This window comes from Bradyrhizobium zhengyangense, from assembly GCF_022012555.1.
Lineage (GTDB): Bacteria > Pseudomonadota > Alphaproteobacteria > Rhizobiales > Xanthobacteraceae > Bradyrhizobium > Bradyrhizobium zhengyangense.
Genome location: NZ_JAKLTZ010000018.1, coordinates 18,313 through 32,684, shown reverse-complemented (window position 1 = coordinate 32,684; position 14,372 = coordinate 18,313). Strand labels below are relative to the sequence as shown.

Below are 14,372 nucleotides of genomic sequence, written 5' to 3'. Positions count from 1 at the left end.
GGTCACTCCTCACTTAAGCCCGGTGAGCACCCAATCCGGCTGAAGGATCGGATAGGCGATCAGCCCGACCACGGCCGTGACCGCAATCATCATGGGATTGCTGACCTTCCAGCGGAACAGCACGGCCAGCGACACGATCCCGATGAGCGCGGTCAACCAGTCGCCGATCGCGATCTTGCCGAGCAGGAAGCTCGCACCCAGAATGGTCCCTATTGCTGCCGCATAGGCGCCCTTCACAAACCCCTGCACGTTCGGATTCTTGCGATGGCGCGCCAGCAATGGCGCCACGATCAGGACAAGCAGGAAAGACGGAAGGAAGATGCCGACCGTCGAGATCAGCGATCCCCAGAAGCCCGCCACCAGATAGCCGACGAAGGTCGCCGTGATCACGACCGGCCCAGGGCTCATCATGCCGATCGCGACGGCCACCAGGAATTCGCGCTCGTTGAGCCAGCCATATTGCTGCACCAGCCCCTGCTCGAGGAAGGGAACGATGACCAGGCCACTGCCGAAGGTGAGCGAACCCGCCTTGAGGAAGAACAGCAGCAGCTTGCCCAACGTGGAGCCGGTCGCGGCTGGCACGGCCGCGGGTGCCGCTGCGGGGATCAGTGCAAGCTGCATTGCGACGGCCGGACGCCTGATGTGGCCGTAGTAGACGATACCCACGATGCCGGCCCCTATGAACAGCAGGGCGACCTCCGCCTTCAGAATGACTGTGACGGCCAGACAGACCGCGGCGATTACCCACTGCAGCCAGTCTTCCATGCCGAGCTTCGCGAGGCGGTAGCAGGAATGCAGGATCAGGGCGATCACGGCAGGGCTGACGCCATAGAAGATACCCGTGACAGCCCTGAGATCTCCAAGGTGGACGAAGAGCGCGCCGAGGGCCGCAACGATGACGAAATTCGGCAGGATGAACGCCCAGCCCCCGGCCCACGCCCCCCAAAAGCCGCAGCGCAAATAGGCGATAAAGATGCCGACCTGAATGGCGAGCGGCCCAGGAAGCGATTGGCAAATGGCGATGGTCTCGCGCATCTGCTCCTTGGTGAGCCACTTCTTGTCGTCGACGAGCTCGCGCTCCATCTGGCCGACCAACGCCACCGGTCCACCGAAACCAAGAAAGCCCAGTCGCAGGAAATAGCGCACCATCTCACCCATCCTTCTGCGCTCGGTGCTTGTCGTTGTCGTCGTCATCACTTCTCCCCGTCCCCGTGATATGCGGGCTGCAAAATTCCATCGAGCGAGCCGCCGAGCCCCATCGGCGTCAATTCGATCCGGTCACCGACCCTCGTCACTTGGAAGCAACCATCGTCCATTTCTCCGAGGTAAAGACAAAGTTCGTCCTTCTCGACGATCCATTTGCCGACCTTCTTCACGCCCATCGAGAAGCTCCGAAGCGTACCGTCCGGCTCATAAACAAAACGATAGTGACCTCGTCCGTGAGTTGCTTCCCCGGAAAAGCCGGCTCGAATCTGTGTACCGGTCAGCTTCCGAGCGCCTTCGGCGGCGACAAAGCCGGCATCGAGGGTGACCAGTCCCCCGATGCCGGTAGCGAGTGCCGCGATGAGACACCTCGCAAGTTGGCCTTTCGAAGCCGGCATCCTCACTTCTTGCAGGCCTTCAAACACATCTGGTACTCGGTCTTGCAGGCCGGGCCGGCGTAGTTCTTCATACAAGCCGCGCGCTGTTCGGCGCAGACCTTGCAGGATTGCGCGCGAGCCGCCTCTGAGGCAGCAAGCAGACCGGCCAGCGCGAAAACGGCGACAGCAAAGTTTCTCATCTCGCTCACCTCGACTCTCCTCAGCCTTCCCTAGCGTATTGATCATAGAGCGCGGCAGCGTTGTCCCAGCGAATAGCCTCCATGTAGATGTCGACGTAGCGGGCAGCCGCCGCACCGAAGTCCATGTGATAGGCATGCTCGTACATGTCGAGAACCAGCACGGGACGGCCGCCGGCGAGCGTCGTCGTATGATCGGCCGCCCACTGGTTGACGAGCCGCTTGTTCCGGGGGGAATAGGAAAGGATGACCCAACCCGAACCACCACCCTCCGCCTTGCCCATCGCCGCGAACTCCGTGCGCCATCGCTCGATACTGCCGAAGTCGCGTGCAATCGCATCGGCGAGAGCGCCGCCCGGCTTGCTCGCGCCACCGAGACCGTCAAAGTAGATCTCATGCAAGATCATCGAATTGGCCGCGATCAGCTCTTCGCGTTTCAGGCCGTTGATGACGAAGTTCGGCGCCTTGGCGAAGTCCAACTCGGCGAGTTGGGCGCCGATCGCGTTTAGCCGCTTCACCGCGCCGCCGTAGTTGTTCTCATAGTGGCTGACGAGCACCTTTTCAGAGATGCCGCCGATCGATTTCGGATCGAACGGCAGCGGCTTAATTTCGTAGGGCATTATAGGCAACTCCTTCGCTCAATCTGTGGCTCAACTCTTCGTACTAGCGGTCTTGTCGAGCGCGGCGCGCAGGCCCTCGGCGAGCTTCAAGGCGTCGTCGTTCGCCCAGAAGTGCATGAAGAACAGCCGCGGCTGCTCATCCAGCATGTGGCTGTGCAGCGCGGTCACCTCGATGCCGTGGGTCCGCAGCGCCAGGATGACCGGATTGACCTCCTCGCCGGTCAACACGAAGTCGCCCGTGATGGCGGCCTTCCCGCCGCCCGTCGGCTGGAAGTTGATGCCAATCGCGACACCCATCGGGCCGACGGGGGTCAACGGCATGCCGTCCTGCGTGATCGGGTCTCGCCGCTTGACGTTGAACTGATAGACGCCGCCGTTGGCCTGACCCTTTACGCCGATGATCTGGTCGAGCTTCGCGGTGTCGAGATCGACGGCGGGCGGCGGGCTCGCCGGCGCAGCGACCGTCAGCGGCGTTTTGCTCTCGGCCAGCGCGTCGTGGATGGCCGAGGCCAGCTTGACGGGGTCGCCATGGCCGGCGACGTGCATGTAGAAGGTTGCAGGGCTCGCCCGCAGCAGATGATTGTGCACGGCCGTGATCTCGAGACCGCTGGCAATCATCTTCGCCATTACGGGGTTGATCTCGGTCTCAAGCAACACAAGGTCGCCCATGACCATCGCGCCGCCGTGGCCTGGTTTGAACGCGACCCAGCCGCCGAGCGCCAGCGCCGGTTTTATCGACACGCCATCCAGCGTCACGGAAAGATCGGTACGAGGGAAGCCATAGCGGTGGACATCGTCCGAGACGGCGGGTTTGCGCCCCAGCGTCTCGTCGACCTTCTGCCAGTCGACGCTCTGCGCACGTGCCGCCGAAACAAAGGAGCCGGGACCAGATGCGAGGATGCATGCGCCGAGCGCGATCAAAGCGTGAATTGTTCGTTTCATCGTACTGCTCCTCGAACTCAGTTTCGCTCTTTGATCTGGCCGCGGCTGTCGACGACAAGCGTTACCGGCTTGCCGTCTTTCACCGCCTTGGCGGTGGTGCCTTCGGCCGTCGATTTGACGTCTTTCACCTGCGAGTAGCCGGCCGCCTGGATCTTGGCGATCAGCTCCTCTTGGGTCAGGGCATGAGCGGGCGAGAGGGCCGCCGCAAGCGCCACGAAAAGCACTGCCCGATAGATCATCGATGTTCGCATAACTGATCTCCTGGTTTGTCCCTGCCCCAGAAGTCATCAGGCCTTCGGCCTTACCTGCCCTTGTTGGTCGGCTAGTTTTGCAATTGCTTGGTCGCGTCGCGGCACCATCGGTGGAACGCGTCGTCGAACTGGAGATCCGCGTTCAACTTGCAACAGAGCTTGGCCGCGGTGCTTTCGCTGAGCTTCTTGCTCTTTTTGACAGACCACGACGGCGGATTGGCCCGTCACGCGAGAGGCCCACTCCTGGACGTCGAGATGCGAGCGCCGCCCGGCGTCCGGAATCAGGCGCGGGTCGGCTGAAAAATCCTGGTCGATGGGCACATCGACGAGCGTCCGCGCGGCCGACGGACCTACCAATCGGGACACCTTATCGGGTGAAATGGAGGAGTACGATGCTGACATGCTGCGCCCTTGGTGATCAGGACGCGATTCTTGGGCATGACGCCTCGCGGGGAGATCGCAAATCCCCGTCACGCAAATAGAACCCCTGATCCTCGAGCTGTCAACCCGCGTCCGCTCGGTGCTCCCCGAAACCATCGATGGACCGTCACGAAGATTTCATCGTCCGATTGGAACGGATCCGATATCGCCTCTGAGGCAACCTCCCCATCGGAAAACCGCAGCTTGAAGTATCCACGCGGTCTCACGTAGACTGTCGGTCCGGGACCAAGCAGACTCCCGGCGAGACTTCGGTCCAAGTTCTGCGCAGCACGCAACACGTGGAGCTTGCGCATGGATATCGAAAGACACCCCTCTCCTCGTCGTACCGTCGCCATCCTCTCGCGAGGAGATGCCGCCGCGCGCCGAGATGCCACCTCGAAGAACGGCCGCTTCGTGGACGTCTTCGACGCCCTCGCAACCGTTGGCGTCGAAGGGCGTCCTGCGATCTACGACGAAAGCTTCGCCGATGCAGTCCGCGAGCAACTGCTCGCGGTGGACGGCGTGCTGGTCTGGGTCAACCCGATTCAAGACGGCCGGAACCGCGCCGGCCTCGACGCCCTGTTGCGCGACGTCGCCGCGCAGGGCGTGTGGGTGAGCGCTCATCCGGACGTCATCCTCAAGATGGGCACCAAGGAGGTCCTCTATCGCACTCGCTCGATGGGCTGGGGATCGGACACGGCGCTCTATCAGACCGCCGCCGCGATGCGCGCCGAGCTGCCTGCACGGCTCGCCGCCGGTCCGCGCGTGATCAAACGCAACCGGGGCAACGGCGGCCAAGGCGTCTGGAAGGTCGAGAAGCTGCCGGCCTCCTCCATGATCAAGGTCCTGGACGCCACCAAGGACACGCCCGAGGACCTCACGCTCGATGATTTCCTTCGTCGCTGCGCGGAGTATTTCGAAAGCGGCAGCGTGATCGACCAGGCGTTCCAGCCTCGCCTGAGCGAGGGTGTGGTGCGCTGCTACATGGCTGGTGACCGCTGCGCCGGCTTCGGCCATCACAAGGTTAAAGCCCTTGTCGACTCGCCTGCCGCGCGTTCAGAGGCCGGACCGCGGCTCTACTGCTCGAACGCGGACCCGCGCTTTCAGCGGCTGCGGCGGCTGATGGAAGACGAGTGGACGCCGCAGCTAATTTCGCTGCTGGAGATCGCAGGCGGTGACCTGCCCGCGATCTGGGACGCCGACTTCATGCTCGGGCCGGTCCAGGCCGATGGGACGGACAGCTACGTGCTTGGCGAGATCAATGTCAGCTCGGTGCATCCCTATCCGAGCGAGGCCCCGATGGAGATCGCCCGGCGGGTTGCCGACCGGCTGCAGCTCAAGCTCTGACGCATGTTGACGGTCAGAGGGCTCAAGCGCCTGCACCTCTCCGTATCATTTGACCTGCCGGACGGCGAATGCGTCGCCCTGCAGGGGCCGTCCGGAGTCGGGAAGACCTTGCTGCTCCGCTCCATCGCGGATCTCGATCCCAACGAAGGAACGGTCAAGCTGGACGGCATGCTCAGAGAGGCGATGCCCGCCCCGGCATGGCGAAGGCGGGTGACCTACCTCGCCGCCGAGCCGGGCTGGTGGTCCGACACCGTGCAGGATCACTTCGCCGCCTGGGAGGATGCCCTTCCGCTGGTCGCGCGACTGGGCTTGCCGGACGACTGCGGAGCGTGGTCGATCCAAAGACTTTCGACCGGCGAGAGATTGCGGTTGGGACTTGCGCGGGCGCTCATGCTGCGATCACGGGTGCTTCTGCTGGACGAGCCGACCTCGGCCCTCGACCCGGCAGCCGCTGCGGCCGTGGAAGGTGTGATTGCCGAACGCATCTCGGATGGAACGAGTGTCCTCTGGACGACTCACGACGGCGCCCAAGCCCGCCGGGTCGGGGCCAGGATTTTTGTGATGAGAGCCGACGGCGGGATCGAGGAAAACCGGCCGTGACCTACATCCAGCTTTCGTACGGCGACCTGCTCCTACCCGCGCTCCTTGTCGTCATGGACGGCGTCTTCTCGCTTGTTCTCCGCCTTAAGCTTGAGAAGCAATTGGCTGTTGCGACCGTGCGCATGGTGGTCCAGCTCGTCCTCGTCGGATACGTGCTGACGTTCCTGTTTGCTGCGGTGTCCCCGCTCTGGACCGCTCTCGCCGCCCTGATCATGGTCCTGTTCGCCTCGTGGGAGATCGTCGCGCGGCAGAAGCGGCGCCTTCAGGGCGTTTGGAAGTACGGCCTGGGCGCGGGATGCACGCTGCTCGCCGCGGGGACGGTCACGATGTTCGCACTCCTGACCGAGCTACGACCCGATCCCTGGTATCATCCGCGCTATGCGCTGCCATTGCTGGGCATGATGCTGGGCAACACCATGACCGGAACAAGCCTGGGCCTGGACGTGCTGACGAACAGCCTGGTGCGCGAACGAGCCGGCGTGGAAGCTTGTCTTGCGCTGGGTGGCACCCGACACCAAGCCCTGCTGCCGGTCATACGGGACGCCTTGAGAAGCGGCTTCATGCCGATCATGAACAGTATGGCGGCGATCGGCCTCGTTTCCTTGCCAGGGATGATGACCGGCCAGATCCTTGCCGGCGTCGAGCCTGTGGATGCGGTCAAATATCAATTGCTGATTATGTTCCTGATCGCCGGTGGGACTGGACTCGGAACGTTGGCTGCTGTCCTGGGCGGCGCACGCCTGCTCACTGACCATAGACATCGGTTGCGTCTGGATCGCCTCGCCGCGGAAAAGTCCGCTTGAATCCGCTGGACGTTCAACTCTTGAACGCGGGCTCGCGGCAGACGCGATCCGCGTGAGGCTCAGCGATCCGTGCCCGCTTCGGTTCTCCTCATAAAAGATGAAGCCCTTATCCGAATGATGTTGGTCGAGATGATCAAAGAGGCTGGGCATTCGGTCGTTACGGAAGCAGGCGACGTCAAGAAGGGCGCTGCCCCTTGCAACTCACGCGGACTTTGATCTCGCCATATTGGATATAAACTTAGGCGGCGGCGCCGACTGGCTCTCAGGAGAAGCACAAAAAGCATGAGATGTACGCACAGTAAGAAGGGCACGTAAACAGTCGGAATGTAAAACGTGGCGCCGAGTGCCGAGGGAAAAAAGTTCGCATCAAAGAGGCCTTTGTAGAAGGCGAACAGAAGGTCTGCGGCCCCCCACAGGTTAAAGATCCAAAGCGCGGCGTATCCCGCGCGCTTACGCAAGAGCATTAAGGCCACCCAAGCGAGTATGACTGCAAAAAGGTCACCGAACGCACTGGCCACTGCGAAGGATCGGGGCAGCGATCCCGCAACGCCAGGAACAAGGAACGATGCACCGACGAAGCGAAATACATTAATATAGAGCAAAGGCGCAGCCGCATCCGGCAATGAGCGCGATCGGATTAATGGCCAGATGTAGCGATAGCAGACGGCTCCCCAAGCAGCAAAGCTGAGCGCGACGCTAATTCCAAAAATTATAAACTCTGCCATGAGACCCGTCCGTTACGGAGTTCAGATCCCGCATACTCCCGCGCGTAGACCTTTCCCCGCTCGCGCCCCACAAAATGCTCCGTGAACTGCTCTTCCCTTGCGGTTGACGATGTTGCGATGCCGCCGGCAATCACAGACGCTGCCGCGGCTTCAAGGATGGTGCGCCTAGAGAGGCTGCTCATGCGGTATCTCCTTTCAGTCTTTGCGGGAGGCACAGAAGTTCTTGTTCCTCGACCGCACTTCCAGTCGGTTCGCTCGCCCTTTCTTACGCCTGCAATGCCAAGTCCACGACATCGCGCAGGAAGAATTCTCAAGACGGTCGATTCAAACGTCCGTTCAGAGAAGACTGGAAGACTGACCACGGCAATTATACGCAGGTGTACAACGCGAAGGACAGGATGAGCGACCTCCGGGATTGAGTTTAGTGCGTCGCCGACACTCCAGACCCGCCATTGTGAAATGGCCGATACACCCATGTATAGTTTGACCGGAGACGTCTGATCGTTAGACCGCTGCCATCGCCGGCATAAGCCAAAGACCAATTGATGAAGGCCGATCTCCGCATCAGCAGCAATGAGAGTGTTTCCAATGGATCACAGTAAGCCGATTCTCGTGACCGGCGCCGCGGGCCAGATCGGATCCGTCGGCAGGCATGCGACTGAACTTCTGCTCGCGCGTGGATACCGCGTTCGTGCGCAAGTGCGTACAGACGACCGACGGGCGGCAGCACTGCGAGCGCTTGGTGCCGAGGTCGTCGTGGGCGATCTGCTCGACTTAAAAGCTGCGCATCAAGCGGTCGAAGGGTGTGATCGCCTCTATTTCGGCATGTCCCTGTCCCCGCAATATCTTGAAGCGTCCGTTAACGTTGCGGCAGTCGCCAAACACCATAAGGTCAAAGCCTTTGTGAATATGTCTCAGATGACAGTCAAAGAGATGTCCGTCTGCGAGACCACGTCGAGCCCGCAGCAGAAGCAGCATTGGCTGGCCGAGCAGGTCCTTTCCTGGTCCGGTTTGCCGGTTGTCGAAGTGCGCCCAACGGCATTTATGGAAGGACTCTTCCTTCAGCTCGCCGGAGCCGTGGCGGCGCAGGACAAGATCCTTGCACCGCTGGGGGGCGGAAACAACTCCGCAATCGCAGCTTTCGACGTAGCTAGGGTCGTGGCGGAAATACTCGGCGCCCCGGACAAACATATCGGTCAGACATACCACCTGACCGGGCCCGTGTCGCAGGACGTTGACGCAATCGCCCGAGAGTTCTCGCTCGCGCTTGGACGACCCATCAGTTACGTAAATGTCCCTCCGGACATATGGGCGGGCAAAGTTGCCACGCTGGGGCTCCCCTCACACGTCGTCTCCCATATCACGACGATGACCGAGTTGCACCGCGACAATCGATATGATCGATATTCCGACGACGTAGAAAAGATCACCGGACAACGGCCAATGAGCGTCCGGGAATTCGTCGAAAAGAACGCAGCGACGTTCACGCCATCATCCTGATTAGGCGGCCATCCGACGGCGCGATTTACCCGGAGAGATATTATGTCATCACACAACACGTCCAAAATCTTTGTAGTCGGGGGCACGGGCGCGCAGGGAATGCCGATCATTCGAGCCCTTGTCGCTGATCGCAAGAATTCTGCACGGGTACTCACTCGCGATCCGTTTTCGCGCCGCGCAAAATCTCTCGCCACCCTAGACAATGTTTCGATGCTCGAAGGATCATTCGCCGACGAGGTTACCCTGCGCGAGGGATTTCGTGGTTGCGATGGGGCCTTCATCAATATTGACGGCTTCAACACTGGCGAAAAGACGGAGACTTATTGGGCAATCCGTTGCTACGAAATTGCGATCGAAGAGGGGATCAAGTTTTTTGTTTACGGAAACCTAGATTATGGGCTCAAGAAATCGGGGTATGATTCCCGATTCCGTAGCGGGCATTATGATGGAAAAGGACGGATCGGAGATTGGATTTTGTCCCAAAATACGGTGAACAAGGGTCGCATGGGAGCGGCACTGTTCACATCGGGACCATACATTGAAATGGCATTTCAACCGATGATGCCCATGACGCCAACCGTTGAGGACGGCATTGTCACCTGGAGGGTGCCGCTGGGGGACGGCGCCGTAGTGCACGCCTCGAGCGAAGATTGCGGCTACTACGTTCGTTGGCTCTTTGACCATCCCGAGCGTACGAACGGCATGAACCTTGAGGTCGCCATCGAGCATGTAGCTTACGCTGGTCTTGCGGCCGCGTTCACGAAGGTCACGGGGAAACCTGCGCGCTATATTGACACGGACCTGCACTCCTACTGGAACGGACCACTAAAGTTCATCGCAAACGCGCCGGCGGGATATAACGCAGATCCCAATGACAAAAGCACCATGACTTTCCGCGACAACTTTACCGGCTTCTGGAATCTGTGGAAGTACGGCATTGTGAAGCGGGACTATGCGTTGTTGGATGAGATCCACCCCAAAAGGATCAAAAGCGCCGAAGAATGGATGAGGCGCGAAGACAAGCTTGGAAGAGAACTTGGAAAGGGGGGTCTTTGGGAGCGGGTACAACCTCAAAATATACAAAACGAGACCCCGATCTTGAAGAGCAACGAGGACCGGAGAAAAGGGCGGCTCTGATTCCGGTGGACGTTGTTTCATGCTTCAAACGCAAGCGTGGCCTCGCTTGCCGGGGTTGGCTGTAAAGATTGCCGCCCTCGCTCGAATTGTCGAGCGTATCATAATCATCCCCGTCCAGATGGAAGATTAGAATTTTGTCTGTTCGCTAGGCGGCGCTGATCGGCTCGCGCCTAGCCTTCCGCCGCAGCGCCTGCGGCGGCACGCCGAAAGTCCTGATAAAGGACCGGCGCATGCGTTCGCGGTCGGCAAATCCAGTGTACTCGACGACCTCTTTAACGGAGTGCCGCCCCTCTTCCATCATGAACCTGGCAGCCTCCAACCGAATGCGTTCAACGGCCTTGGCAGGCGACTGACCGGTCTCAGCAAGAAAGGTGCGGCTGAACTGGCGCGCGCTGAGATTGGCGACTTCAGCCAACTCCTCGACCGAAAGCTCGTTTTGCAAGTTCTCGCGAATATGCGCTAGCACCAACTCGATTCGGTCGGACTTTGGCGTCATGTCGAGGAGTGCCGAATGTTGCTTTTGCCCGCCCATGCGCCGTTGGTGCATGACCAACAGGCGGGCCGCCGCCTTCGCTGCCTCTGCGCCGAGATCACTGTCGATCAGTGCCAGAACGAGATCGAGGCCCGCGGTCATACCTGCGGATGTCCAGATCGGACCGTCGTTTATAAAGATCCGATCCTCTTCTGTCCGCACGTTAGGAAAACGGCGCCTGAACTCGTCGGCGTGCGCCCAATGCATGGTGGCACGCCGTCCGTCGAGCAGGCCGGCTTGGGCAAGCACAAAAGCTCCGCTGCAGATCGAGGCAATTCGTCTCGATGACATAGCGGCCTGACGCACGAACGCGACCACGGCGGCGCTCGCGGGCGGAATGTCGAACTCGGTTAAGGAACCAAGCACAACAGTATCGTACGTGGCGCCCGTGAATGGGGCCGTGTAGACTGCAACACCGGTGGACGACGGGACCGGCCCTCCTCGCTCCGACAGAAGCTCAACTTGGTAGCGCGGTCCCGAAGGCAGTAAGTTCGCGACCTCAAACCCGGTCAGGGCAGCCAAGCTGAGGATTTGAAAGCCTTGCGGCACGATGAAACCGATCCGATGCATCCAAATACCCGAGTGTCTGAAGTCTGCACTCTACTTGCGATTTAGCCCGCATTCGACACCTTTGTGATCGCCGCGGCATAAAGAGTGGCAAAAACGTCCTACAACGTTGAGAGCACAGAAGCTAATTTCTCGCGTGAAATTCGGGCGTTTAAAGAAAGGATCGACCGGCGGTAGGCTGAGCGGTTTCGCAATCGAGTGTCTTTGGACGAAGGAAGCGTAGTCGCAAAGCGGCTTAGGGCCAATTTGCATGCAAGATTCAGAAAACAAAGAGGCGCCAGGCCAGCAGGCCATATACGAGTGTGGGGACACGCAGATCGATCTCGATCGCCGCGAACTCCGCGTTGGGCGCGTTCCGGTGGCGATCGGCAGTCGCGCATTTGATATTCTCGAGGTGCTGGTGCAATCTGCGGGAGAGCTCGTCACAAAGAATGAGCTGATGGACAAGGTGTGGCCTGGAGCCGCCATTGGCGAAAATACCCTTCAGGTTCATGTTTCCGTTCTTCGTAAAGCACTTGGACCGGCCTCACGTGAAGTACTGAAAACCGTTTCGGGGCGCGGCTACCGATTGGTCGGGGATTGGATCCTTTGCCCCTCGAAGGGGACGCTTCCCGAATCCAGAACCGATGACCGCGGACGTGAGCCACGGTGGCGAAATCCACCCAGTCAGCTGACCCAGCCTCTCGGCCGCGAACAGTTCATCCGGGATCTTGTGACCGAGCTGCCGCGGCAGAGACTGGTTACAGTCGTCGGAGCAGGAGGCATAGGGAAGACCACGGTTGCCCTTGCCGTAGCGGAACGGATCCAGGCCACCTACGAACATCGCGTATGTTATGTCGACCTGGCACCCGTTGAAGACGGCCGCCATGTGCCTAGCGCCCTTGGTTCCGCGCTAGGGTTGTCGATGATGTCTGACATGCCGATACAAGGCATCGTCAGGTTGCTTAGAGATCAACAAGCTCTCATCATCCTCGACAACTGCGAACATCAGATCGAAGCGGCTGCGTTGCTCGTCGAAGCTATCTTGAGCGGCGCGCCGGGCGTCACCATTTTCGCAACGAGCCGAGAGCCCATTGGAGCAAGGGGCGAGACGACGCGCCAGCTCGGTCCCATCGACCTTCCCCCCGATGGGAGTTCGCTGTCCGCAAGCCAAGCCCTCGGTTTTTCAGCGATAGCATTATTCGTACAGCGCGCCAGAGCGGGCTTCGACCAGTTCGACTTCACAGACTTCCAGGCGCCGATCGTTGTGCGGATCTGCAGGCGTCTCGATGGCATACCTCTCGCGATCGAGCTTGCCGCAGCTCAGGTGCGTTTCCTAGGTGTCCAAGGGTTGGACATCCGTCTTCGTGACCGCTTTGCGCTGATGATGAGAGGGCGACAACGGACCGCCCTGCCCCGTCACCAGACACTGCAAGCAACGTTAGACTGGAGTTTTGTGACCCTTACCGAGAAGGAACAACGACTTCTCCTTCGCATGGCGGCTTTCAGAACCCCCGTCCCCCTCGACTGGATCGCAATGCTCGCTGATGACTTTACCGAGCTTGAGCTCGCGGAGGTTCTCGGAAGTCTCGTCACAAAATCGCTCGTTGCAAGCGATGTTGGCGGGCCAGTGGCATACTATAGGCTTTTGGAGCTGACGCGGAGCTACGGACTGACAAAGCTGTCGGACAGCGGAGAGCTTGACGGGTTGTCCCGCCGACACGCGGTCGTAATTTATAACATTATCGCGGGTATTGATCGGCAGGACATACCGGACAAAAGCCGGCCTTCCGATGTTCCCGTCGGGCTGGTTGACGAATTACGATCGGCGCTGGATTGGGCTTTCGCTTCCACGGGCGCCGCACTGCTTGCCGTAGAGCTGGCAGCGGCCGCGGCTTCGCTCTGGATTCGGCAAGGACTACTGGCAGAATGCCGAAACTGGCTCGAGAGCGCAGTTTCGCTGGTGGGGTCATCTGTCGAAGAGGATCGGTTCCGAGACATGCGCATGTACGCCGCGCTTGGCTCAGTGATCATCCAGACCGCCGGCCCCAACGACAGAATGTATCAGGTTCTGAAACACGCCGCTGATCTTGCGGATGAACTTGGAGACGATGAATACCGATTGCGCAGTATGTGGGGGCTCTGGATCCGGCACTACCTCACGGGAGATTACCGGGGGGCGCTCCTGATCGCTGAGCACTTCACCGATTTGCCGGAGACGATTCCAGATCGATTGATTGGGGAGCGGCTGCTTGGCATGACGCTGCATGTCCTTGGCGAACAGACTAAGGCACGTGAACACCTCGAGCACTTCCTTAGTCGGTATAGGGCACCCCCCGGTCGATTACACCTGGTGCGATATGGGTTTGAGCAGCGCGTGGTAGCCCTCATCTATCAAGCTCACATACTTTGGCTCCAGGGATTTCAGGAACAGGCCTGCCGACTCGTGAAGCAGGCGGTGGCAGACGTCATGGCCGACGGACATGCTCCAACAATTTCGAACGTACTGATCCATGGGGCATGTGCGATTGCGCTCCAGTCACGGGACTATCAGGCGGCGAAGGAATTCACGCGGATGCTATCGCAACTCGCTTCCTCGCAAGAATCGCAGGCGCTTGCAGCATGGGCTGAATGCTACGATGGAGCCTTGGAGTTGCGGCAACAAAGCTCTACCACGGCGATCGCTCGATTGCGGTCAGGCCTCGCCCTTCTCGATCGACAAACTTTCCAGACCCGGTACGTGACTTTTCTGGGAGAGCTGGCACTGGGAGAGCTGGCGGCCGGCAATCACGCTTCCGCCCTGCAGGCCATTTCGGAAGCGATCGGTCATGCCGATCGAGCCGGAGAGCGATGGTATCTCGCCGAGCTCCTCCGCATTAGGGGTGAAATCGCGCTCGGGCGACGGGACTACCCAGCTGCGGAACAATGCCTGCTGCAGGCCATCGACTTGGCAAAACAGCAATCCGTCCCCTCGTGGGAGCTCAGGGCAGCAACGTCTTTGGCGAGACTGTTCAAAAAGCAAGCACGGATCCCCCAAGCCCGCAATATCCTGGATCCAATCTACAGGTGGTTTACTGAAGGCTTTTCGAACCTCGACCTTGTCGACGCGCAAAACCTTCTGGCCGCGATCGGCTAAGGCCCGTTTCCTCAACCCAAGGGCCTAAGGGATTTT

General features: G+C 60.1%; 14 protein-coding genes. 6 read left to right on the top strand and 8 right to left on the bottom strand.

Annotated elements, in window-relative coordinates:
• Positions 1-9: 9 nt before the first annotated feature.
• Genes chrA through L6639_RS36600 form a run of 6 tightly spaced genes read right to left on the bottom strand, consistent with a single transcriptional unit; the run spans position 10 to position 3,590 of the window.
• Positions 10-1,194, bottom strand: coding sequence for a chromate efflux transporter (gene chrA, locus L6639_RS36625; protein ID WP_237866359.1), 1,185 nt, complete (start codon positions 1,192-1,194; stop codon positions 10-12).
• The gene (locus L6639_RS36620; RefSeq protein ID WP_237866358.1) at positions 1,194-1,601 is read right to left on the bottom strand and encodes a hypothetical protein; all 408 of its coding nucleotides are present in this window, start codon (positions 1,599-1,601) and stop codon (positions 1,194-1,196) included. Before L6639_RS36620 ends, chrA begins: the two co-directional genes overlap by 1 nt.
• Before the next feature lie 2 nt (positions 1,602-1,603).
• On the bottom strand, positions 1,604-1,789 hold the full coding sequence (locus L6639_RS36615) for a hypothetical protein (protein ID WP_237866428.1): 186 nt from the start codon (positions 1,787-1,789) through the stop codon (positions 1,604-1,606).
• An 11-nt stretch (positions 1,790-1,800) separates the two neighbouring features.
• On the bottom strand, positions 1,801-2,397 hold the full coding sequence (locus L6639_RS36610) for a superoxide dismutase (protein WP_237866357.1): 597 nt from the start codon (positions 2,395-2,397) through the stop codon (positions 1,801-1,803).
• Between the two features lie 30 nt (positions 2,398-2,427).
• Positions 2,428-3,339 (bottom strand): DUF1259 domain-containing protein, encoded by a 912-nt coding sequence (locus L6639_RS36605; protein ID WP_237866356.1) that lies wholly within the window; start codon positions 3,337-3,339, stop codon positions 2,428-2,430.
• 17 nt (positions 3,340-3,356) lie between these two features.
• The gene (locus L6639_RS36600) at positions 3,357-3,590 is read right to left on the bottom strand and encodes a PepSY domain-containing protein (protein WP_237866355.1); all 234 of its coding nucleotides are present in this window, start codon (positions 3,588-3,590) and stop codon (positions 3,357-3,359) included.
• Between the two features lie 732 nt (positions 3,591-4,322).
• On the opposite strand from L6639_RS36600, the gene L6639_RS36595 reads away from it, so the two are divergent.
• The 3 genes from L6639_RS36595 to L6639_RS36585 are packed head-to-tail and all read left to right on the top strand — an operon-like array spanning position 4,323 to position 6,760.
• A complete protein-coding gene (locus L6639_RS36595) occupies positions 4,323-5,357 on the top strand; it encodes a Cj0069 family protein (RefSeq protein ID WP_237866424.1) in 1,035 nt (344 codons plus the stop codon).
• A gap of 3 nt (positions 5,358-5,360) precedes the next feature.
• Positions 5,361-5,957 carry an ABC transporter ATP-binding protein gene (locus L6639_RS36590; RefSeq protein WP_237866354.1) on the top strand — a complete coding sequence of 199 codons (597 nt, stop codon included), beginning with the start codon at positions 5,361-5,363 and terminating at the stop codon, positions 5,955-5,957.
• The gene (locus L6639_RS36585; protein WP_237866353.1) at positions 5,954-6,760 is read left to right on the top strand and encodes an ABC transporter permease; all 807 of its coding nucleotides are present in this window, start codon (positions 5,954-5,956) and stop codon (positions 6,758-6,760) included. Before L6639_RS36590 ends, L6639_RS36585 begins: the two co-directional genes overlap by 4 nt.
• Positions 6,761-6,819: 59 nt before the next feature.
• Here the strand turns inward: L6639_RS36585 and L6639_RS36580 are convergent, their stop codons facing one another.
• Complete coding sequence (locus tag L6639_RS36580) at positions 6,820-7,485, bottom strand: hypothetical protein (protein WP_237866352.1); 666 nt, start codon at positions 7,483-7,485, stop codon at positions 6,820-6,822.
• 588 nt (positions 7,486-8,073) lie between these two features.
• Between L6639_RS36580 and L6639_RS36575 the strand changes: the two genes are divergently transcribed.
• Both L6639_RS36575 and L6639_RS36570 read left to right on the top strand, forming a co-directional pair.
• A complete protein-coding gene (locus tag L6639_RS36575) occupies positions 8,074-8,985 on the top strand; it encodes an NmrA family NAD(P)-binding protein (protein ID WP_237866351.1) in 912 nt (303 codons plus the stop codon).
• Positions 8,986-9,027: 42 nt separating this feature from the next.
• On the top strand, positions 9,028-10,122 hold the full coding sequence (locus L6639_RS36570) for an NmrA family NAD(P)-binding protein (RefSeq protein WP_237866350.1): 1,095 nt from the start codon (positions 9,028-9,030) through the stop codon (positions 10,120-10,122).
• Between the two features lie 145 nt (positions 10,123-10,267).
• Here L6639_RS36570 and L6639_RS36565 read toward each other — a convergent pair whose 3' ends face one another.
• Entirely contained in the window at positions 10,268-11,224 is a 957-nt protein-coding gene (locus L6639_RS36565; protein WP_237866349.1) for a GlxA family transcriptional regulator, read from the bottom strand.
• A 247-nt stretch (positions 11,225-11,471) separates the two neighbouring features.
• Here L6639_RS36565 and L6639_RS36560 point away from each other — a divergent pair, with 247 nt between their 5' ends.
• Positions 11,472-14,336 carry an ATP-binding protein gene (locus L6639_RS36560; RefSeq protein ID WP_237866348.1) on the top strand — a complete coding sequence of 955 codons (2,865 nt, stop codon included), beginning with the start codon at positions 11,472-11,474 and terminating at the stop codon, positions 14,334-14,336.
• Positions 14,337-14,372 lie beyond the last annotated feature (36 nt).

Excerpts from the sequence above, each read along its gene's own strand:
- L6639_RS36595 (WP_237866424.1), top strand. The coding sequence starts at position 4,323 with ATGGATATCGAAAGACACCCCTCTCCTCGTCGTACCGTCGCCATCCTC.
- L6639_RS36620 (WP_237866358.1), bottom strand. The coding sequence starts at position 1,601 with ATGCCGGCTTCGAAAGGCCAACTTGCGAGGTGTCTCATCGCGGCACTC.
- chrA (WP_237866359.1), bottom strand. The coding sequence starts at position 1,194 with ATGACGACGACAACGACAAGCACCGAGCGCAGAAGGATGGGTGAGATG.
- L6639_RS36605 (WP_237866356.1), bottom strand. The coding sequence starts at position 3,339 with ATGAAACGAACAATTCACGCTTTGATCGCGCTCGGCGCATGCATCCTC.
- L6639_RS36575 (WP_237866351.1), top strand. The coding sequence starts at position 8,074 with ATGGATCACAGTAAGCCGATTCTCGTGACCGGCGCCGCGGGCCAGATC.
- L6639_RS36565 (WP_237866349.1), bottom strand. The coding sequence starts at position 11,224 with ATGCATCGGATCGGTTTCATCGTGCCGCAAGGCTTTCAAATCCTCAGC.
- L6639_RS36590 (WP_237866354.1), top strand. The coding sequence starts at position 5,361 with ATGTTGACGGTCAGAGGGCTCAAGCGCCTGCACCTCTCCGTATCATTT.
- L6639_RS36560 (WP_237866348.1), top strand. The coding sequence starts at position 11,472 with ATGCAAGATTCAGAAAACAAAGAGGCGCCAGGCCAGCAGGCCATATAC.
- L6639_RS36570 (WP_237866350.1), top strand. The coding sequence starts at position 9,028 with ATGTCATCACACAACACGTCCAAAATCTTTGTAGTCGGGGGCACGGGC.
- L6639_RS36610 (WP_237866357.1), bottom strand. The coding sequence starts at position 2,397 with ATGCCCTACGAAATTAAGCCGCTGCCGTTCGATCCGAAATCGATCGGC.
- L6639_RS36580 (WP_237866352.1), bottom strand. The coding sequence starts at position 7,485 with ATGGCAGAGTTTATAATTTTTGGAATTAGCGTCGCGCTCAGCTTTGCT.
- L6639_RS36600 (WP_237866355.1), bottom strand. The coding sequence starts at position 3,590 with ATGCGAACATCGATGATCTATCGGGCAGTGCTTTTCGTGGCGCTTGCG.